Consider the following 19,621-nt stretch of genomic DNA (forward strand, 5'->3'; position numbering starts at 1 on the left):
GCGTAGCTTATATTACTTTTCACGCTCTCAACGAGGTTGCGGCGGTCGAGGACGTTGGCGGTCGGCCGGGGCCAGGCGACCAGGTGACGAGGAGAGCACGGAGGTCGTCCGCGGCGCGGCACGACGGGGTCTTCTCCTCGCGCGCGTGGAGCGTTCCGCGGACGCCGACCGCGTGGCCGCGCGCGTCGTCGACGATTCGAAGGCGAGCGCCTGTGCTCGATCGGGCCCGAGCGAGGCGCCTGGGCGCCACGAGGAGCGGTCGGTCCGGCATCGCATTCGGTCGCTGCCGGCCGCTCGCACGAAGCAGCGCGCGTGCTCGGCCAGCATTGCGCTGACATCGCTGAAAATACCGCGGCGCGCGCGGCGATCCGCGTGTGCACGCCGCGCCCGATGGCGCGCGCGCGAAGGAGCTCTCCGAGGCACATCGTTTGCTCAGCCGTCACGCGCATGTCCCTCACGACGCTCCTGTTCGGCCGGCGGCTGGCTTCGGATGAGGAGGAGAAGGAACAGATAGGCCCGTTCTCCGGGATCCCGGTCCTCGGGCTCGACGCCCTCGCGTCGGCTTCGTACGGGCCCGAGGCGGCGCTCACCGTGCTGCTCCCCCTCGGCACGCTCGGCCTCCGCTACATCGTGCCGCTCAGCGCCCTGATCATCACGCTGCTCGCGATCGTCTACTTCTCGTACCGCCAGACGATCGTCGCCTACCCGAACGGCGGCGGCTCGTACATCGTCGCGAAGGAGAACCTCGGCACGTCTGCAGGCCTCGTCGCGGCGGCGGCGCTGCTCCTCGACTACGTGCTCAACGTCGCGGTCGCCGTCTCCGCGGGCGTCGGCGCGCTCGTCTCCGTGGTGCCCTCGCTGCTGCCCCACACGCTGGCCCTGTGCCTCTGCGTCCTCATCGTGCTCACCGCGGCCAACCTGCGCGGGCTCCGCACCGCGGGGCTCGTGTTCATGGCGCCGACGTACGCGTTCCTCGGCTGCCTCTTCGCGGTGATCGCGATCGGCGTCGGCAAGACGCTCCTCCAGGGAGGGCACCCGGCGCCCGTGGTCGCCCCGCCCTCGCACCCGGCCACGCTCGGCACCGCGAGCCTCGCGCTGCTCTGCCACGCGTTTGCCAGCGGGTGCACCGCGATGACCGGCGTGGAGGCGGTGAGCAACGGCGTCCCCGCCTTCCGCAAGCCGAGCAGCCTTCAGGCGCGCAGGACGCTCTCGTACATCGTGGCCTCGCTCGGCATCCTGCTCGCCGGGATCGCGATCCTCACGCAGGCCTACGGCATCACCGCGACCGAGCCCGGCAAGAGCGGGTATCAGAGCATCCTCTCGCAGGTCGTGGCCGCCGTCGTCGGGCGCGGCCCGTTCTACTACGCGACCCTGACCGCGGTCGTGGCGGTGCTCCTGCTCTCCGCGAACACGAGCTTCGCCGACTTCCCGCGCCTCTGCCAGCTGCTCGCGATCGATCGCTTCCTGCCAGAGCCGTTCATCCACCGCGGCAGGCGCCTCGCCTTCTCCTACGGCATCGGCGTCCTCGCCGGGCTCTCGGCGATCCTGCTCGTCGCCTTCCACGGGATCACCGACGCCCTCATCCCGCTCTTCGCGGTGGGCGCCTTCCTCGCCTTCACGATGTCGCAGGCGGGGATGGTCGCGCACTGGTACAGGGTCCGCGGCAAGCGCTTCCGGCTCCACCTCGCCATCAACGCGATCGGCGCCACGGCCACGGCCGCGACGCTCGTCGTCATCATCGCCTCGAAGTTCGCCGAGGGGGCGTGGATCTCGACCCTGCTCGTGATCGCGGCCTATCTCATCTTCCGCAGCGTGCGGGGGCATTACGAGCAGCTCGACGAGGCGGTCCGCGGCCACCAGCCGCTCGACCTCACCCCGCCGCCCCCGCCGATCGTGGTGGTGCCGATCCGGCGCTGGGACCTCGTGGCGCAGAACGGGCTCCGCTTCGCGCTCCAGCTCTCGCCCGAGGTCTACGCGCTCCAGGTGCTCCTCGACGACCCGCGCGTCGAGGACCTCAGCGGCGAGTGGCGCGAGCTCGTGGAGGAGCCCGCGAGGTCGAAGGGGATCGCGGCGCCGCGGCTCGTGGTGGTCCGGTCCCGCTACCGGCGGCTCTTCAGGCCGCTGCTCCGCTTCGTCACCACCGTCGCCCGCGCCCACCCGGATCGGCAGGTGGCGGTCGTCGTGCCCGAGGTGGTCGAGTCACACTGGTACCATTACCTGCTCCACAACCACACCGCCTCGATCCTCAAATGGCTCCTGCTCTTCCGCGGCGGGAAGGGCATCGTGATCGTCAACACGCCCTTCTACCTGTACGACGCGCCGAAGGCGGCGTGACGGGCCGAGCGCCCGCGGAGCTCACCACCACGCGCGCTCTTTGGCGAGCGACACGATCGCGGCCGAGAGCTTGTGCGGGTCGTGGCGGATCAGCTTGCCGCCGAACAGCAGATCGGCGGGGACGAGGAGGTCGGAGGCGAGCCGCCGGTCCGGCGAGGTCACGACCGGCTCGGAGCCGGCGGAGGCGTACTCCGGCAGGCTGGCCGAGGGCCACACGTCGTTGAACAGCACCGCGTCGAGCCGGGCCTCGCCGAGGTACATCGCGATGGTCCCCACGAAGTCCTCGACCGTGTAGCCGGGTGTCTCGTTGGGCTTCGTCATGAGATTGCACACGAACAGCGCGCGCGCGCGGCTCGCCGCGATCGCCTCGCGCACCCCCTTGACGAGGAGGTTCGGCACGAGGCTCGTGTAGAGATCGCCCGGACCGAGGATGATGAGATCCGCGTCCGCGATCGCCTCGAGCGCGGCTGGATAGGCCACGGCCTCCGGGTCGAGATAGACCGAGAGCACCGGCGCATCGAGCATGTCAGAGAGGTTGTCAATCGACGCTTCCCCGCGGATGGTCCGGTCGTTCTCGAGGCACATCACGAGATCGACATGGTCCATCGTGACGGGGAGGACGCGGTTCTTGACGGAGAAGATCTCGTGCAGGCGCTCGACCGTGAGGGGGAGCGAGCCGGTGATCTCCTGCACCGCGGTGAATATCAGGTTGCGCAGGGTGTGGCCGCCGAGGCTCCCCGAGCGGAAGCGGTGGCTGAGCAGCTCCTTCAGCGCGTCCGGGTGCTCGGATAGGGCGACGAGGCAACGCGTGAAGTCGCCCGGGGGCAGGAGGCCGTACTCGTCCCGGAGCCTGCCGGAGCTCCCGCCCGAGTCCATCATGGTCACGATCGCGGTGATCCGGGCGCTCAGGTCGCGCAGGCCCGTGAGGAGCGTGTAATGGCCCGTTCCTCCTCCCACCGTCACGATCTTCGGCGTCGCCATGGCGGAGCAGGGTACCACGCGGGCGAGCGGGGCCGACACCGGCCGTCACGCCGCCGAGATCGCGGCGCGCGGCTGCGGCATGCACTTCGCGAGGCGGCTCGAGGCGACGGCGTGGTACGTGGGCGCGATCTCGGCGCTGTAGCAGCGCCTCCCCGCCGCGAACGCCGCCACCGCGACCGAGCAGAGCCCGCCGAACGGCTCCCAGACGACATCGCCCGGATCGGACGACGCCCGGATGATGCGATCGAGCAGCTTGAGGGGCTTCTGGTTGCCGTGGACGGAGCGAGTCTCCTCCTTGAAGCGCTCGGCGCCGCGGACCGCGGGCTCGTGCCAGACGTTGGTCACCCCGACCTCGCAATGGAACTTCGCGCGCAGGCTCGCCCATTCATGGCCCGTCAGCGGCCGCTTGCCGTCGACCGAGAAGTAGGGCCGCCCCTCGGGGCGGCCGTGCGCGTTCGCGAACGCGACGATCCGCTCGAACGCCGAGGCGGGGGGGTAATACCAGAGATGGCAGCGCGTGAAATACTTCCTCGTGGCGGCGTTCTTCACGCCGCACGCCTCGTTCGTCTGGCGCAGCGGGAGGCCCGAGCGCTCCCATTCGTGCCGCAGCCAGGCCTTGAGGGGCAGCCGCACGCCGCCGCTCTCCAGCAGGACCTTGCGCACGTACTGCACGCACACCTCGCTCACGACCGGGAACTTGCGCAGCGTCCGGGTGTTCGCGTTGCCGGCGATGTGGGCGATCCCCTTGTCCCACACATGGCAGCTCCGGTACTCCCAGCCGTGTTGAGCGAGCAGCGGGTGCACGGTCGCCCAGCCGACCTCGGTCCCCCAGAACCACAGGGTGGCCGACGGCAAGGCGCGCTCCGACCAGACGGCGACGTGGGGCGCGTACCAGGCGGCGAGCCCCTCGTGCGTCGGGGGGTCGCCGGGAAAGCCGGAGACGCCATACGCGCCGTCGGAGACGATCACCGTGGGCCTCGGCCACGAGGCATAGTGATCCAACGAGTCGCCGAGCGTCAGGACGGGGTGGAGGTCGGTCGATGCGCGCTTCACGGGGGGCACGTGGCCATCCAATCGAACTGCGCGGATCTGTCAACAAAACGGCGGAAATAGGCGCCGGCGGCCCCGCCGGCGGGCCGGCCGGCGCCGGGGGAGCGCGCCCTGGCGCGCGGGGGCCGTCACCCCTGCCCTCCGGATAGCGGGGTTCGACGAGGGCGGCCGGCCGCGATCACCGCATCACCGCCGCTCCGCGCGCCCGCGGTGGGCGCCGCCGCGCGTCCCTCTGAAGACGTGCACGGATGTCGTCCGGAGAAGGCGCGCTGTGGAGATGGAGGGAACGCTGTTCGAATGAAGCCAACTGTGGCGCGTGGGCGAGCGAAGCGTCGAATCGCGCGGAGCCGAGCGCCGCGGCGACGGCTGCGACGGCGATTGTAGCGGCCGAGCGACCGGCGTATGTTGGGTAGCTTCGTGCCCCACTTCGCTTTGCCGGAGCTCCGCCGCGACGCTCGCCGAGCCGCCGGCATCGGGTGAGATCACCCCACGCGGAACCATCGATTCCACACGGGAGGAAACCATGAGTGCAATGAAGTGCATGAGCTCACGATCCGTCGTTCGCGCGCTTCCAGCCTTTGCCCTGGCGGGATTGAGCCTGCTCGCGCCGCTCCCGGCAGCGGGCCAGTCGATCGAGGCGCCCAGCCATTTCTACTGGGCCGACACCCTCGTCGCGCACATCGCCCCGGAGAACAACGAATACGGCAGCGGCACGACCTATGTTTCTTGGGCCGGCGTCGAAGGGGCGACCGAGTACCGGAGCCGCAGCCTGTGCGCCTCGTTCGTCACCCACGTCATCAAGCGGGCCTATGGCCTGTCGACCTACGACATCTCCGCGTGGTTCGGCAGCACGAGCCCCAACGCCGTCCTCTACCACGACAGGATCGTCGCGGAGGACGGCTTCGACGAGATCCTGACGGTGGACCAGATCCAGGCGGGCGACATCATCGCCATCGAGTATCCGTCGGGGACCACGGCCTCCGGGCACGTCGCCATCGCGGCGAGCGCCGCGGTGCCCCGCTCGGGCACCTATCCGCTCATCGCGGGCACGACCCAGTACACGCTCGCCGTCCTCGACGCGAGCACCACGGGCCACGGGATGACGGACACCCGGCGCCAGTGGGACGGCTCCTGGCACCCGGGCGTCGGGCGGGGCGACATGCGCCTCTATGCGAGCAACAGCACCGGCGCGATCGTGGGATACACCTGGAGCCCACAAGCGGGCTCGACGTACTACTCGAAGCAGATGCGCGATATCGCGATCGGGAGGCTCACGGACTCGGATGCCGCGCTCCCCGTGCCGCAATAGCGGCGCGCTCTCGCCTCCCGCACCTCCCGCGCCTCCCGCGCCGCCGCCGCGCCGGTCGACCCTGCGCCTCGCCAGGATCTCCGGTGCACGGAGCTAGCGCGAGCGCGGCGCCGCCGAGAGGCGCGCCACCCGCAGGAGCTCCGGCGCGCGCTCCAGCGGCTCCGCGTCGACGTCGAGGCCGTCGAGCATCGCCGCCGTCGCGAGCACGCCGGGCAGCTCGACCTCCGGCGCCCACGCCTCGACATCCATGACCTCTCCGCCGACGACCTCCGAAGCGCGCATCAGCGCCCGACCCGCGTGCAGGCAGAGGTTCACGTGCACCCGCGCGTCGCGCCCCCCGCGCTCGGAGAGCTCGCGCTCGAGCAGCAGCGCGGCCTCCACGATCTCCCGCCGCGACGCCCGGTCCGACGGCGCCGGGGCGGCGAGCTCCCTGAAGAACAGCAGTGTATTGCCCGTCTCCATCGCCGCGCCGAAGCCCCGCGCCGCGAGGAAGCGCGACGCGCGCGGCAGCACCGCATCCATGTCGGCGAGCAGCGCGTCGTCGGGCTCGTCCGCGGCGCCGCACGCCGCGCGCACCTCGACGTGGATCGCGCCCACCCGGCGCTCCTCCGGGCTCCCCGGCCGCGGCGCGACGCTCTTGCGCGCCGCGGCCACGGCGGCGCGGAGCTCCTCGATGAACTCCGCCGCCGTCTGGTGCCGCGCGGCCGGGTCCTTGGCCATCGCGCGGAGCACCACGCCGTCGAGCTCGGGGCTCACGGGCGCCTCGCGGCTCGGGCTCGGCGGGAGCACCCAGAGGTGCATGTGCAGGAGCGTCGCGAGCATCGAGTCGAGGAACGGGAGCTTGCCTGTCAGCATGTAATAGGCGAGCGCGCCGAGGGCGTAGACGTCCGTCCTCGGGTCCGCCGCCTGCCCCCGGATCTGCTCGGGCGCCATGCACGCCGGCGTGCCGAGCAGGTGCGTCGGCGCCGTGATGCCCGGCCCCGCGTCGTCGAGGACCTTGGCGACGCCGAAGTCGAGGAGGATCACGCGCGCAGGGCCGCCCTCGTCGGCGATGAACACGTTCGAGGCCTTGAGATCCCGGTGCACGATCGCGCTCCTGTGGACCGCCGACAGCGCCTCGCAGACCGGCTCCAGGATCTCGAGCGCCTCCTCCGGCGAGAGCCTGCCGCGCGAGGTGATGTACGACTGGAGATCGACCCCGCGGAGGAGCTCCATCGCGAAGAACGGCCGGCCCCCGGGGATCTCGCCGCAATCGAGGATGCGGATCACGTTGGGATGGTCGATCCGCCGGATCGCCTGGATCTCGCGCTCGAACCGCACGACTGCGTCGCGGGTGAACACGAGCTCCGGGTGGAGCACCTTGACCGCCGCGCGCTCGCCGCTCTCCGCGTGCACGGCGCGGTAGACGACGCCGAAGCTGCCGTGAGCGATGCTCTGCTCGACCACGTAGTCGCCCACCCGGCTGCCCGCGGGGAGCGTCTGCGGGCGGCCCGACGACGCGGGCGCTGCGCAAGTGTCCATGCACATAACCGCCTCACCTGCGCCGCCGCCGCACGCCGTGTCGAGCGCGTCCCGCCGATCCGACACGGCCCTTTGCGCCACATCGTCCTGGGTCGGGGCCACCGAGCGAACGGTCTCTTGCCACACGCTCGCGGAAGAAGCACACCCCGTTCCATCGGCGTGGCCTGGGAGGAGGAAGCCTTCGTCCGGGCCGTCGAACGGGCTAAGCTCTCGTCCAAGGAGGCAGCTTGCCGCGCTGTCAGGTCTGCCATCGCCGCATTTCCGGCACGAAGCCCTGCCCGCGCGACGCCTGGCTCCCGCCGCCGAGCGACCCCCTCGACGCGGCGCAGGAGCCCGCCCCGTCGCTGCCCGGCATGACGCCGCTCGGGCGAATCGGCGCGGGCGGCTTCGCCACGGTATGGGAGGCGGCGCCGACCGAGGGCGGCGAGCCCGTCGCCCTCAAGGTCGGGCGGTGGGCGAGCCCGCCGATGGTGGAGCGATTCCGCCGCGACGCGGAGGCGCTCGCGCAGGTGGGCCCGCCGCACGTGCCCCGGGTGGTCGCGCACGGCGCGCTGCGCGACGGGCGGCCGTACATCGCGATGGAGCTCATCCGCGGCAGGACGCTCGCCGACGTGCTCGCCGAGCTCGAGGCCCCGCCGGCCGCCGAGGACGTCGTGACGCTCGGCACGGCCATCCTCGAGTCGCTCGCGGCGGCGCACGAAAAGGGCGTGATCCACCGCGATCTGAAGCCGGAGAACCTGCTCCTGGCCGAGGGGGGGCAGCGCCTCGCGCTCCTCGATTTCGGCCTGACGAAGCACGCGCGCGCGCCGGAGGACGAGGGCCTCACGCCCCGCGGCACGGTCATCGGCACCCCGGAGTACATGGCCCCGGAGCAGATCCGCGGCGACCCGATCCAGGACGAGCGCACGGACATCTACGCGTTCGGCGTGATCCTCTACGAGCTCCTGACGCTGCGGACGCCGTTCACCGGCGATCGGGGCGAGATCGAGCACGGCCACCTCGCGCTCCGCCCGCACCGCCCCCACGAGTTCGCCGCCGTGCCTGACGCGCTGGAGCGGCTCGTCCTCGCCTGCCTCGCGAAGGAGCCCGAGCGCCGTCCGCCCGACGTCGCCGCGCTGCGACGCGCGCTCGAACAGGCGCGCCCGGGCGGCGCGCAGCCCGCGCCGAACGCGCAGCCCGCGCGCGGCGCGCTGCTCACCGAGGGCCGCCAGCCCGCGGTCGTGCTCGTGGTCGAGGCCAGGGGCGCCGCCGCCTTCGTGATGAGCGCCGTCGCGGCGCGCAAGGGGTTCGTGGCGAGGCAGCGCGGGGGCCGGCTCGTGTGCGTGTTCTCGGGCCTCGACGCCGACGATCCGGTGAGCGCCGCGATCGCGGTCGCCCGCGAGGTCGAGGAGCGGCGCGCCGGGCGCGCGGCCGTGCACATCGCCGGGCTGATCGTGCGCCGCAAGGAGCAGGGGCCGCCCGCGGTCTACGGCGCGCCGGTCGAGCAGCCCGACGCCTGGATGCCGCGGGGCGACTGGCGCGGCGTCGTGCTCACCGCGGACCTCGTGCGCGCCCTGCCGGAGGGCGAGCTCCGCGGGCTCTCGCGCGACGCCGCGCTCTCGCCCGCGCCCTTCGCCGCGTTCTACCGGCTCGCAGAGCGATCGGACCGCCCGCCGGGCTCCGCGAGCGCCGCGCCGCTCGTCGGCCGCGACGACATCGTCGGCGCGCTCGCGGTGAGCATGGAGGCGAGCCTCTCCGGCGGGAGCCCGGGCCTGTTCACCCTCATCGGCGAGGGGGGCCTCGGCAAGTCGCGCCTGATCGACGAGGCGGCCGCGCTCGTCCGGCGCATGCAGGAGGGGGCGCAGCTCATCGCCCTGCGCGCGGCGCAGCCGCTCGCGGGCGAGCGCGTGTCCGGCCAGCTCCTCGCCCGCGTGCTCGACGTGGACGCCGCCGCTCGGCCCGAGGAGGCGCGGGCGCGCTGCGCGGAGCGGCTCGGCGAGGCGCTCGCCGAGGAGACGTGGACGGCGGTGGCCGCGGCGCTCGGGTGGGCGCCGCCGGACGCCGCGGACGCGTCGCCGTTGTCGCTGCGGCAGAGCACGATGCGCGCGATCGCCGAGGGGCTCCGCCGCCGCGCGCGCGAGGCGCCGGTCGCGGTCCTCCTCGACGACGCGCACTGGGCCGACGACGCGGCGCTCGACGCGCTCGAGCTCGCGACGCTCGACGCGCCGGGCTGCCCGCTCTGGGTGCTCGTCGCGGCGCACCCGAGGTTCGAGGACATGCGCCGGAGCTGGGGCGCGCGCGCCGAGCGGCACGATCGGGCGGCGCTCGGGCGGCTCTCGGAGCAGGACGCGATGCGGCTCGCGGCCGAGCTCCTCCTGCCCGCGGAGTACCCGCCCGAGGCCGCGCTCCGGCAGCTCGCGGGCTGGTCCGGGTACAACCCGTCCACCCTGACCGAGCTCGTCCGGGCGCTGAAGCGCACCGGCGCGGTCCAGCGGCGCCCGACCGGGGCCTTCTACGTGGCGACCGCCGCGCTCGATCAGCTCCCGCCGCTGCCCGTGTGGCAGTGGCTGGCCGCGCGCCGGCTCGACGCGCTCTCGCCCGAGCTCGCGGCGTGCGTGCGGCTCTGCTCCGCGCTCGGGCCCGACTTCACCCGGGAGGAGGTCGAGGCGATCCAGGACGAGATCGAGCAGGCGGGCGGGGCGAGCACGCCGATGGACGCCGGGGTCGGCCTGGGCGCGCTCGCCCAGCTAGGCCTGCTCGCGCGCGGCGAGCGCGGGGTCTACGCGTTCGAGAGCGCGACGTTCCGCGACGCGGTCTACGACGCGCTCGCGCCGGCCCAGCGCCAGGCGATCCACGCGCACGCGTTCGCGTTCTGGCGGGCGCGCGTGGACCCCGGCGCCCCGGACCTGCGGGGGCTCGGGCACCTCTCGCGGCACGCGGCCGCGTGCGGCGAGCGGGCGACGGCGGCGTCGGCCCACCTCGCGCTCGGCGACCGGGCGGCGGCGAGCCACAGGAACGTCGAGGCCGACCAGCGCTACACGGCCGCGCTCGCGCTCCTCCCCGAGGACGACGCGCGGGGGCGCGCGCGCGCGCTCGCCGGCCGCGGCAAGGCGCGGTACTGCCTGCACCGGATCCCCGAGGCGCTCGCGGATCTCGAGCTCGCGCGCGAGCTCGCGCGGGGGCTCGGCGACGACCGGCTCACCGCCGAGCTCCTGCTCGAGGAGGCGACGGCGCTGGATCACGCGACCGACTACGCGGCGTCGGCGCGGCGCGCGTCCGAGGCGCGCGAGATCGTCGAGCGCCTCGGGGACCTCCGGCTCGACAACCGCCTGCTCATGGCGCTCGGCCGCTCGTGCTGGCGGCAGCAGCGGGTGGCGGAGGCGATCGAGCTCCTCGGCCGCGCGGCGGCCGGCGCCGCGGCCGAGGGCGACCAGGAGACGCGGGTCATCTCGCTGCTGCTCCTGTCGATGGCGCTCGTGATCGCGGGCCGGCTCGCCGACGCGGAGGCGCGCTTCTGCGAGGTGATCGCGCTCTCCAAGGAGCGGAAGGATCGGCTGCACCTCTGCTCGGCGTACGCCAACCGCGCCTACCTGTGGGCCGCGCTGAGCGCGCCCGAGCGCGGGCTCAAGGACCTGAGCCGCGCGGTCGAGCTCGCGCGCGAGATCGGCAACCCCGGGCCCGAGCACGTCGCGACGCACAACCTCGCCGAGCTCTTGCACTGGTGCGGGCGCGAGGACGAGGCGCTCGCGCTGGCGCGCCGCTCGCGCGTGCTCGACGAGCGCTTCGGCGAGCGCGACGCCCCGGACGACGCCCTGCTCATCGCCCGCATCCAGGCGGCGCGCGGCGATTTCGTGGAGGCGGCGCGCCTCGTCGCGTGGGTCGCCGAGCGGTGCAGCCCCGACGCTTCGGCGCCGGCGCTGTTCGCGCTGTTCCGGACGCTGAAGCTGGTGCTCGCGGCCGAGGGGCTCGAGGTCCCCGCGGGCGCGGAGGAGCAGGGGGACGGCTGGGAGGCGCTCACCGAGTTCGCGGAGCGCACCCTGCCGGTGGAGGAGCTGCTCGAGGTGCTCTATTTCCGTGCGCGCGTGGCCGCCTCCGCCGGGCGTCACCGCGAGGCGTCGGCGGCGCTCGAGCGCGCGCGGCCCGTCCTCGCCGGCTGCCGCATGTGGCAGCCCCGCTTCGAGGCGGTGGCGGCGCTGCTGCCGGCGCCTGCCGAGCCGTCCGAGGGCGACGCGCACGCGGGCGCGCAGGGAGTGACCAAAGCTGCGCCCGGGTGAGCGCTGAACCCCGGTGCAAATCGCCTCAGCGTGGCGAGAGGGTGTCGCGGCGCCGGCGCTTCGAGCGCGCGTCAGGGAGCGAGAATTCGGGCTGAAAGCGCGCAATGTGACGAGCGCGGGCGCGGCGGGCCGTCGGGCTGATGCATTTCGCCTCAGCGCCGGGCATGAGGACGATGTAGGGGCTGCCGCGGACGTCGACCGGGTGCGATGCGGAGCCTGACCGTGCGGTGTTCCACCGTCGGTGCGACGCGGGCGGGAGCGGTCAGGCATGGCCCGACGATTGCAGCAATTTCAGCAAACCCCACCGCACTCGAAAAGAGAGGCACCCCATGAGGCTTACCGCGCTACGGACGGTTGTTGCGATTCCCTGCCTTGCGTTGTTCGGCTGTGTCACGAGCGCCGATCCGGGCTCCGAGGAGGCGGTGGGCACGTCGGAACAAGAGGTGATATCGGCGAACCGGCTGTCGATGAATCGCCTCTCGATGAATCGCCTCTCGATGAACAGCCTCTCGATGAACCGCCTCACGGCGGACGGCCGCACGCTGGCCACCACGGATTTGCTGCGCGACGAGGACGGCCGTGAGCTCCTCCGCTACACCATCGCCTGCGCGCTCCCCGAGGGGAAGGCGCTCGTGGGCGAGGCGGACGGCACGACGTACAAGTTCGAGGGGCGGATCGGCCTCGCGCCCGACTGGCTGCGCTCCCCGCTCCCCGAGAAGGCGCAGCGCTGGGTCACGGCGTGCCTGCTCGCGCACGTGAACGGGTACGGCGTCGAGGTCGCGATCTCGCTGCGCGGCCGCCACCCGGCGCTGACCGCGGACAGCGCGGAGCGGCAGGCCTATCAGCAGGAAGAGATCTCCTTCTTCGGCAACGTGTTCCAGCCGCTCGGCAAGCGCGACGAGCTCGGCGACATCGGCTCGCGGATGTACGCCTGCGGCGGCGCGTTGCTCCAGCTGTCGTGCGCCGGCAACGAGACCAACTTCGCGCCTGAGCGAACGTGCGCGTCGAAGGACGACTGCAGCCTCAAGTTCCTGGGCCCGTGCCGCGACCTGACGGCCCCGAAGGCCAGCGTGTGCAAGAACGCCTCCCTCGAGGGCTACGAGCGGTGCGAGGCGACGGTGACCACCCAGGGGGGCAAGTCCATGACGACCCCTTACGACGAGGTCGTGACGGTGTTTCTGCAGCGGCCCGACTTCTCAGCCTTCTATCCGCTCTGCACGCCGCTGTTCCCCTGAGCGCGCCCGCCTGCCACCCCGCGCCGCCGTGATCCGCGGGGCGGCGCGCCTCGCCCGCTCCGTCTCCGGGGGTCTCCGCGCCAAGCGAGCGCAGAGCCCGCCCGTGAACCGGCCCTCGTTCGTCCCGGCCGTGCGCTTTGACGCCCTGCTGCCGGCGCACCCTCGGCGCTCTCGTCGCCGGACGCGGCAGAGGGGCATACAGGTTGCAGACATTTCGCCCCGGTCCCACGGCACGAAGGCGAGGAGGGCGAATGAAGGCGCTCGTGTTTCACAGCCCAAAGCATGTCAGCGTGGACACCGTCGACGCGCCGGCCCTGCTGCGGACGACCGACGCGATCGTGCGGGTGACGAGCACGGCGATCTGCGGCTCGGATCTGCATATCTACAATGGGCTGATCCCGCAGGCGAAGCCGCTCGTCCTCGGGCACGAATTCATGGGGATCGTCGAAGAGGTGGGGAGCGAGGTGAAGCGGCTCCGCCCGGGCGATCGCGTGCTCGTGCCCTTCGCCATCGCCTGCGGGAGCTGCTTCTTCTGCGAGAGGGACCTGCCTGGGCACTGCGAGCGCTCGAACCCGGGACATTACGGGCCCGAGGGGAACGTCATCAGCTCGAAGGGGGGCGGGCTCTTCGGGTACACCGACCTGTATGGCGGATATGCGGGCGGGCAGGCCGAGATGGTCCGCGTGCCGTTCGCCGACGTGGGGCCGCGCAAGGTCGATGACGACCTGACGGACGAGCAGGTCTTGTTGTTGACGGACATCCTCCCGACCGGCTACACCGCCGTCGACTGGGCCGGGATGCAGGGCGGCGAGACGGTGGCGGTCATCGGCTGCGGGCCGGTGGGCATCATGGCCATGAAGTGCGCCTGGCTCCGCGGCGCAGCGCGCGTGATCGGGGTCGATCGGGAGGAGTACAGGCTGGAGAAGGCGCGCGAGATCGCCTCGGCCGAGACCGTCAACGTGGAGTCGGGGGTCGCGCTGGAGTTCATCCGAGCGGCGACCGGCGGCCGCGGCGCCGACGTCTGCATCGACGCCGTCGGCATGGAGGCGCACCGGACGCCGCTCGAGAAGATCTCCAGCATGGTTCACGGGCAGATCGGCTCGTTCGTCGCCTTCAAGCTGGCGGTGAGCGCGGTCCGACGGGGCGGGGTCGTCAGCGTGGTCGGCGTGTATGGCATGCCGTACGACAACTTCCCGCTCGGGCAGCTCTTCGACAAAGGGGTGACCGTGCGCTTCGGCCAGGCCCCGGTCCACAAGCACGTGGACAAGCTCCTCGGGTGGATCAGGGAGGGCAAGCTGCGCGCGGACGACGTCATCACGCACCGGCTCCCGCTCGCCGAGGCCGCGCGGGGGTACGATCTCTTCAATGGGAAGAAAGACGGCTGCGTGAAGGTCGTGCTGAAGACCTGAACGCCCGGCCGGCCGAGGCGCGGCAATGAAGCGGAGGTCCAGGCGCGCAATCATGCGCGCAGGCGCAGACGATTGACGTATTATCGTCGCTTTATCGCGCGCGATAGACACCTCAATGGCGCTCCTTCGCCGGCCGCTGCCGGCCCCGCTGGCTCGAGCCTTGGACAGCGTGGGTCGGGCCCCCGGGCATCGCGCAGCGTGGATCAGGACCAACAAGGTCGTCTCGTGGAGCCCTCCGTTTCCGGTTGACATCCGCCACGGCGCATGGATCGACCACACGGCGCGCGTCCATGGCTGTCGATCTCGTGCGATACTCTCGCCCTCCGTGCCGCTGGAGAGCTCCCATGCACCGATCCCTCATCGCCCAAGGCCTCGTGCTGTCGCTCGCGCCGTTCGGGTGCTCTGCTAGCCCGGAAATTCCTGAAGCGTACGGCAAGGCGGTCATGAACCTGAACGGGGAGGAGCTGGAGCTCGACACGGGCCATGACGGCAAGCTGCCTGTCCCCAGATTCGATGACAGCTGGGACGTTGACTGCTCCATCGTCAATGGCGAGACCAATCTGGAGCTGGCGGATCGCTCGAAGGGCAGGAGGGGCTTCTACTACCTCGATCTCCATCTGCTGGGCAGCGAGCGCCAGGGCGGCGACGCCGCTGTAGTGAACATGCGAATGTATGTCGACGATGAGCTTTTCGACGGCTCATGTCCGGCCACGCTCAGGACGTCACAGCAGGGGTCGCACGAATGCGCGTTCTCTTTCGCCGGGTGCGATTTGCGCCTGTTCGGCGGTGACCAGGACGGTATCCAGGCGCGCCTCGAGCGCGCGTCATTTCACTTGAAATGGTGCTTCGTCCCGTGAGCGGGCGCGCCCGCGGCGCGCTCGGAGGAGAGCGCGCCGCGGCGAGGCGTTCGGGGCGCCCGAGGCAGCGCTGGCCCGCGCGTCTGCCCACGGGTAAACATCGAACCATGGAGGATGCGTCCCCCCGACGACGGTTCAGCGCCGCGTTCGCTCGCTGGTCTCGCCGCGTCCGGCGGCGGCTCGCGCTGGAGCTGATCCTCACCGGCGCCGCCGCGGGGCTGATGCTCGGCGCGGCGGGCGCGGCGGCCGCCTGGCAGGCGCGGCACGGCGCGCTGCGCCCCTGGATGGCGGGCGGCGGCCTGCTCGGCGCGGCGGCCGGCGCGGCGGTGGCGCGGCGGCGGCGGTGGTCGGATCCGGACGTCGCGCTGTTCCTCGACGGCAAGCTCGGCGCGTCCGAGTCGGTCTCCACGGCCGTGGAGCTCGCGGCGGCCGAGCGCGCGGGCGACGGCGCGCCCCGCGCCGGCGCGCCGGCGGCCCGCGACGTGGTGTTCGCGCACGCCGCGGCGGCCCTCGATCGGGCGACCGCCCAGGAGGCCCGCGCGCCGCTGTGGCGCCCGTGGCACGCCGGAGCGCCCCTCGCGGCGGCGGCCATCGGTTATCTCAGCTGGGCTCCGTTGCCGCCTGCCCCCGCCAGCGCGGCGCCCCCGCCCGGGGCCGAGCAGGTGCGCATGGCCGAGATCGCCGGGCTGGAGCGGGTGATCCAGCTCTCGGAGGTCGACGCTCGGGACGCCGCGCAGCGCGATCGATTGAAGCGGCTCGCGGACGACGCGAAGCGGCTCCGCGAAAAATTGAGGAGCGGCGTCGAGCGCCGCGAAGCGCAGGCCGACATCGGCGCGCTCCGCGACGCGATCACGGCCGAGCGGCTGTCGCTCGGCGAGGGCGAGCAGCGCCACGGGATGGAGTCGGCGCTCGGCAAGCTCGGGGAGGATCCGCAGCTGAAGCGGGCGGCGAAGGCGCTCGGCGATCGCGATCTCGTGGCGTTCGACGAGGAGATGGAGCGGCTCGCGAACCGGGTCGAGAAGACCGATCGCGAGCGGGCGAGAAAGACGCTCGAGGAGGCCGCCGAGGCCGCGAAGCGGGCCGGCGCCCCCGGCGTGGCGAGGGCGCTCGAGGAGCAGCGCGAGCTCCTGGATCGGCGCGGCCAGGAGGCCGACAAGCTGAGGGAGCTCGCCGAGGCGCTCGGCGAGGCGCTCGGCGACGAGGGGCGCGAGGCGCTCGGCGAGCTCGGTCGGACCGGGAGCGGCAAGGACGCGCGGCGGCTCGCCGACAGCCTCGAAAAGGCGCTCGAGAAGCTGAGCCCGGAGGAGCGTCGGCAGCTCGCCGAGCGCCTCAAGCGGCAGGTGGCGCGGTCGCCCGAGGGCGCGCCGGGGGAGGCCGCGTCGGAGGAGCAGCTGCGCGAGATGGCGCGGCAGCTGGCGACGCCCGAGGGCCAGCGGCAGCTCGAGGAGCAGCTGCGCCGGATGGCCCAGGAGGGAGGCCCGAGCAGCGAGGAGTCGGAGCGCCAGCGCGCGCTCGACGACGCGCAGCGCGGGGCGGGCGAGGCGGAGGGGCAGCTCGGGGGGACGCCGGTCCCGGCGCCGATCGCCGGCGGATCGGGCAACGCGGGTCCGGGCGGCGAGGAGCGCGGCCAGGGCTCGCAGGCGGGCGGCGGAGGCACGCGAGGGCGAGGGCCCGGGCAGCCAGGTCGCTCGGAGGGAGGCGGGCCGGGCAGCCACGAGGGGCAGACCGGCGCGATCGCGGGGGGCGAGCTGCGCTCACGCGCCGACGCGCGGACCAATCCGGGCAGGCCGATGCCGGGGATCGTGATCGGCCGGACCGCAGGGCGCGCCGGAGACACCGCCAACGTGCAAGGCGAGGGCGCGCTCGGCGTCGTGGGTCCCCAGGAGATCGGCGGCGTCGAGCGCAGCGACGTCCCGGAAGAGTACCGCGAGCAGGTCGGGCGCTACTTCCAACCCCGGTGAGCCCGGGCGCGGCGTGCGCGCCGTCAGAAGCTCGCGCCGACCAGCAAGCCCTTCGCGTCGGCGGTGACGAGGGGCACGGCGTGGATGCGGGTGAGCCCGGTCCGCGGGGCCGGCAGCGTGCGGCTCGACGTGCTGATCGCGTACACGGCGGTCCCGGCGAGCACGACGCCGCCGCCGATGAAGCTCCAGAAGGAGAGGTTGGCGAGCGTGGTCTGGGTGTCGCGCAGGTCGCTGCGCCGCTGGCTCGGGGACGGCTCCGCCGCGGCGGACTTGCCCTTCGCGGTGGAGAGGATCGCGAAGGTCACGCCCGAGGCGACCCCGAGCAGCCCGACCGCTCCGCCCGCGACCACCAGCGGGAGGTTCGAGCCGGCGTCGAGGCTCAAGGCGATGCTCTGGTCCGAGCCCCTCGCCACGAGCAGCGACGTCGACGTCCGGGCGCCGGAGCGGCGCGCCTCGATGGTGTGCTTGCCGGGATCGACGAACACCTGGGCATCGAGGGGCGAGTGTCCGATGAGCTTGCCGTCGATGAGCACCTCGGCGTCGTCGACGTTCACGCGGATGCGGAGCGTGCCGACGTGCGCCTTGGCCTCGGCGAGCCGCTGCTCCAAGAAGCGCTTCTTCTCTTCCTTCTCGCCGAGGGGAAACGTGTTGAGCGCGTACAGGAGGTGCTCGGCCGCCTCGCGGGGCTGGTTCACCTCCAGCTCGACGTTCCCGAGATTGCCGGCGACGTCGAAGCTCTGCTGGAGGTCCCACGCCGCCTGATAGCGCGCCTCCGCCTCGACGAACCGCGCCTCGTCGTAGAACCTGTTCCCCTCGCGGTAGAGCTGCGCGGCGCGCTCGCCCGCGCTCGATGTGGCAGCCGGCGCGTCGGTCGGAGAGGTGGGCGTGAGCCGAGCTTTGCCGGTCGCGGTCGCGACGCCCGGCGCCAGGACGACCATGGAACACAGGAGGAACAGAGGCGCGTATTTCAAGAATGGCTTTCGCATGGTGACTGCCGGGGGATTGCACTCCGGAGGGGGCGACGCCTCAGGGGAAGGGGCGCGGGGGCGCGGTCGTCCCCGGGGGCGTCGTGGGCAACGCAGAGGGCACGGACGGCAGCGGTGGGGGGAGCGGAGGGCTCACGGACGACGATTCGTAGACATCTTCCGGCGCGGCAGGTCTGGGCGGACGCTTCGCCTGCGCCGCAGGGCGCGGCGAGGACGGGCGGGCGGCCACCGCTCCGGAAGGGGTGGATCCGGAAGGGGCGGACGCCGCGCTCGGCTCCGCGGCAGGCGACGTCGGCGGCGCGTTCGACGCGGCGGGGGCCGGCTCCGCCGTGGGAGGCGGCTCAACGGTCGCCACCGGAGGCGGCGTCGGCGCGGGCTCGGGCGTCGCGCTCGGCGTGGGCACCGCGGGGCCGGGCTCGGGGGTCGGGGCGCGGCCGTCGTCGGCGACCGGGGCGTCTGGAGGGACCGGGGGGTTGGCGGCGCGCCACAGCACCCAGAAGCCCGCGGCGGTCGCGCTGCCCAGAAACACGAGCAGCGCGAACAGGCCCAGCGGGGCCGCGCGGCGGCGCGCCGCGAGCGCCGCCGCGGAGGCAGCGGCGGCCACGGCGGCGTCGGGGCGCGCGGCGGCCTGTGGCACGCCCGCTCGAGGCGCGGCGCCGGCGGGCTGGGGAGCGGGCGCCGGAGCGAGCCGCTGCTTGCGGGTCGGCTCTTCGGGCGGGGGCCAGACGCCGCTGCCCACGCCCACGCGGGCCGTGCGCACGCCGGTGCGCGCGCTGCCTGGTCCCTCGGGGACCGCCTGCGGGGGGCCCGGCATGCCGTGCACGGGGATCCGGCGCATCGTCGGGCGGTTCCGTTCGTCAACGCCCTTCAGCAGCGACGGCGCGACCTGGATCTTCTGCAGGTCCATCGCCTGGTGCTCCCGGTTCGGGGGCAGGGTGACCGGGGGAACGTACACCTGCTTGTCGCTGGGCCCCGCCTCGCGATCCTGACGGCGCCGCGGCCTGGGCTCGCCCCACTGCACCATTCGCTCGACGGGCGGCGCGGCGGCGGCGGGCGCGGCCTCGTCGGGCCTGCGGCGCGGATCCTGGGAAAGCGCCCGCTGCTGCGCCTGCGAGGGGTGCTCCTGCGGTGCAAAGCTCGGCGCCTCGTACCCGCGCTGCTGCTGCTGCGGCGGCGCGGCGTCGCCCGCGGCGCCTTGACCTGCCGGCTGCCCTGGCGAGCTCTTGTTCGGGTTCCTGTTGGTCATGCCTGCCCCTCTCGCCACGTGCAAAAGGCGCGCTGCTGCCCCGCGTGGGCAGCGGCGCATCGAGCACCCGGTCCAAGGCTCCGCGTTGTCATGGGCGTGCTCCCGAGGCGAGCGGCCTCGGCCGCTGCTCTGCCGACGGTGCGGCGGGCGCCGCGGCAGCGCTCCGGCCAGCGCGGGTGCGCCGCGGGCCAGCGTCGAACGTGCGCTGGTCGGCGTGCGACACCTCGGAGCTCGCTCGGGGGCAGGGCCACGGCATAGCCCCGAAGATACCCCACCCAGCCGTCGCCACCACGCACCCAAGCATCACGACCCCTCCGCAGCGATACAACGACAGCGTCCAGGGATGCACCTGGATCGGAAGCCTTCGCCGTCGCGGGCGTGACGGAGCCGCTCGATGGCCGCGTACCGATGCCCCGGAACGTGGCCTCGGGCGAGGCGCGGCCCTGCGGGTCGACCGAGCGCGAAGTTGACGCTGGCCA

At 73.2% G+C, this 19,621-nt stretch carries 12 protein-coding genes; 7 read left to right on the forward strand and 5 right to left on the reverse strand.

Annotated elements, in window-relative coordinates; all coding sequences use genetic code 11:
- The first annotated feature begins 447 nt into the window (after positions 1-447).
- Complete coding sequence (locus WMF33_RS41275) at positions 448-2,334, forward strand: APC family permease (RefSeq protein ID WP_437333739.1); 1,887 nt, start codon at positions 448-450, stop codon at positions 2,332-2,334.
- Between the two features lie 21 nt (positions 2,335-2,355).
- Here WMF33_RS41275 and WMF33_RS41280 read toward each other — a convergent pair whose 3' ends face one another.
- Together WMF33_RS41280 and WMF33_RS41285 are read right to left on the reverse strand one after the other, a co-directional pair.
- On the reverse strand, positions 2,356-3,315 hold the full coding sequence (locus tag WMF33_RS41280) for a gluconeogenesis factor YvcK family protein (protein WP_437333740.1): 960 nt from the start codon (positions 3,313-3,315) through the stop codon (positions 2,356-2,358).
- Between the two features lie 45 nt (positions 3,316-3,360).
- Positions 3,361-4,119: a DNA methyltransferase gene (locus WMF33_RS41285; protein WP_437339566.1), complete on the reverse strand. Its 759-nt coding sequence runs from the start codon at positions 4,117-4,119 to the stop codon at positions 3,361-3,363.
- Positions 4,120-4,906: 787 nt separating this feature from the next.
- Between WMF33_RS41285 and WMF33_RS41290 the strand changes: the two genes are divergently transcribed.
- Positions 4,907-5,674: a hypothetical protein gene (locus WMF33_RS41290; RefSeq protein WP_437333741.1), complete on the forward strand. Its 768-nt coding sequence runs from the start codon at positions 4,907-4,909 to the stop codon at positions 5,672-5,674.
- 93 nt (positions 5,675-5,767) lie between these two features.
- On the opposite strand, the gene WMF33_RS41295 is transcribed toward WMF33_RS41290, so the two are convergent.
- Positions 5,768-7,195: a serine/threonine-protein kinase gene (locus WMF33_RS41295; RefSeq protein WP_437333742.1), complete on the reverse strand. Its 1,428-nt coding sequence runs from the start codon at positions 7,193-7,195 to the stop codon at positions 5,768-5,770.
- Between the two features lie 227 nt (positions 7,196-7,422).
- Here WMF33_RS41295 and WMF33_RS41300 point away from each other — a divergent pair, with 227 nt between their 5' ends.
- The 5 genes from WMF33_RS41300 to WMF33_RS41320 all read left to right on the forward strand — a co-directional run bounded on the left by WMF33_RS41300 (position 7,423) and on the right by WMF33_RS41320 (position 16,910).
- Complete coding sequence (locus WMF33_RS41300; RefSeq protein WP_437333743.1) at positions 7,423-11,448, forward strand: protein kinase domain-containing protein; 4,026 nt, start codon at positions 7,423-7,425, stop codon at positions 11,446-11,448.
- Positions 11,449-11,930: 482 nt separating this feature from the next.
- The gene (locus WMF33_RS41305) at positions 11,931-12,683 is read left to right on the forward strand and encodes a hypothetical protein (RefSeq protein ID WP_437333744.1); all 753 of its coding nucleotides are present in this window, start codon (positions 11,931-11,933) and stop codon (positions 12,681-12,683) included.
- 251 nt (positions 12,684-12,934) lie between these two features.
- Positions 12,935-14,092, forward strand: a complete 1,158-nt coding sequence (locus tag WMF33_RS41310) for an alcohol dehydrogenase catalytic domain-containing protein (RefSeq protein ID WP_437333745.1) — start codon at positions 12,935-12,937, stop codon at positions 14,090-14,092.
- A 344-nt stretch (positions 14,093-14,436) separates the two neighbouring features.
- Positions 14,437-14,949 carry a hypothetical protein gene (locus WMF33_RS41315; protein WP_437333746.1) on the forward strand — a complete coding sequence of 171 codons (513 nt, stop codon included), beginning with the start codon at positions 14,437-14,439 and terminating at the stop codon, positions 14,947-14,949.
- A gap of 107 nt (positions 14,950-15,056) precedes the next feature.
- Positions 15,057-16,910 carry a hypothetical protein gene (locus WMF33_RS41320; RefSeq protein ID WP_437333747.1) on the forward strand — a complete coding sequence of 618 codons (1,854 nt, stop codon included), beginning with the start codon at positions 15,057-15,059 and terminating at the stop codon, positions 16,908-16,910.
- 23 nt (positions 16,911-16,933) lie between these two features.
- Here the strand turns inward: WMF33_RS41320 and WMF33_RS41325 are convergent, their stop codons facing one another.
- The gene (locus tag WMF33_RS41325; protein WP_437333748.1) at positions 16,934-17,896 is read right to left on the reverse strand and encodes a hypothetical protein; all 963 of its coding nucleotides are present in this window, start codon (positions 17,894-17,896) and stop codon (positions 16,934-16,936) included.
- Positions 17,897-17,936: 40 nt separating this feature from the next.
- Positions 17,937-19,142 (reverse strand): hypothetical protein, encoded by a 1,206-nt coding sequence (locus tag WMF33_RS41330; RefSeq protein ID WP_437333749.1) that lies wholly within the window; start codon positions 19,140-19,142, stop codon positions 17,937-17,939.
- Positions 19,143-19,621: the final 479 nt, after the last annotated feature.

The organism is Sorangium sp. So ce394, assembly GCF_051474665.1.
Taxonomy (GTDB): Bacteria; Myxococcota_A; Polyangia; order Polyangiales; family Polyangiaceae; genus Sorangium; species Sorangium cellulosum_D.

What these genes read in the sequence shown, in the direction of transcription:
- WMF33_RS41280 (WP_437333740.1), bottom strand. Translation starts at nt 3,315, where the DNA reads ATGGCGACGCCGAAGATCGTGACGGTGGGAGGAGGAACGGGCCATTAC.
- WMF33_RS41275 (WP_437333739.1), top strand. Translation starts at nt 448, where the DNA reads ATGTCCCTCACGACGCTCCTGTTCGGCCGGCGGCTGGCTTCGGATGAG.
- WMF33_RS41305 (WP_437333744.1), top strand. Translation starts at nt 11,931, where the DNA reads ATGAATCGCCTCTCGATGAACAGCCTCTCGATGAACCGCCTCACGGCG.
- WMF33_RS41310 (WP_437333745.1), top strand. Translation starts at nt 12,935, where the DNA reads ATGAAGGCGCTCGTGTTTCACAGCCCAAAGCATGTCAGCGTGGACACC.
- WMF33_RS41290 (WP_437333741.1), top strand. Translation starts at nt 4,907, where the DNA reads ATGAGCTCACGATCCGTCGTTCGCGCGCTTCCAGCCTTTGCCCTGGCG.
- WMF33_RS41330 (WP_437333749.1), bottom strand. Translation starts at nt 19,142, where the DNA reads ATGACCAACAGGAACCCGAACAAGAGCTCGCCAGGGCAGCCGGCAGGT.
- WMF33_RS41295 (WP_437333742.1), bottom strand. Translation starts at nt 7,195, where the DNA reads ATGGACACTTGCGCAGCGCCCGCGTCGTCGGGCCGCCCGCAGACGCTC.
- WMF33_RS41325 (WP_437333748.1), bottom strand. Translation starts at nt 17,896, where the DNA reads ATGCGAAAGCCATTCTTGAAATACGCGCCTCTGTTCCTCCTGTGTTCC.
- WMF33_RS41320 (WP_437333747.1), top strand. Translation starts at nt 15,057, where the DNA reads ATGGAGGATGCGTCCCCCCGACGACGGTTCAGCGCCGCGTTCGCTCGC.
- WMF33_RS41315 (WP_437333746.1), top strand. Translation starts at nt 14,437, where the DNA reads ATGCACCGATCCCTCATCGCCCAAGGCCTCGTGCTGTCGCTCGCGCCG.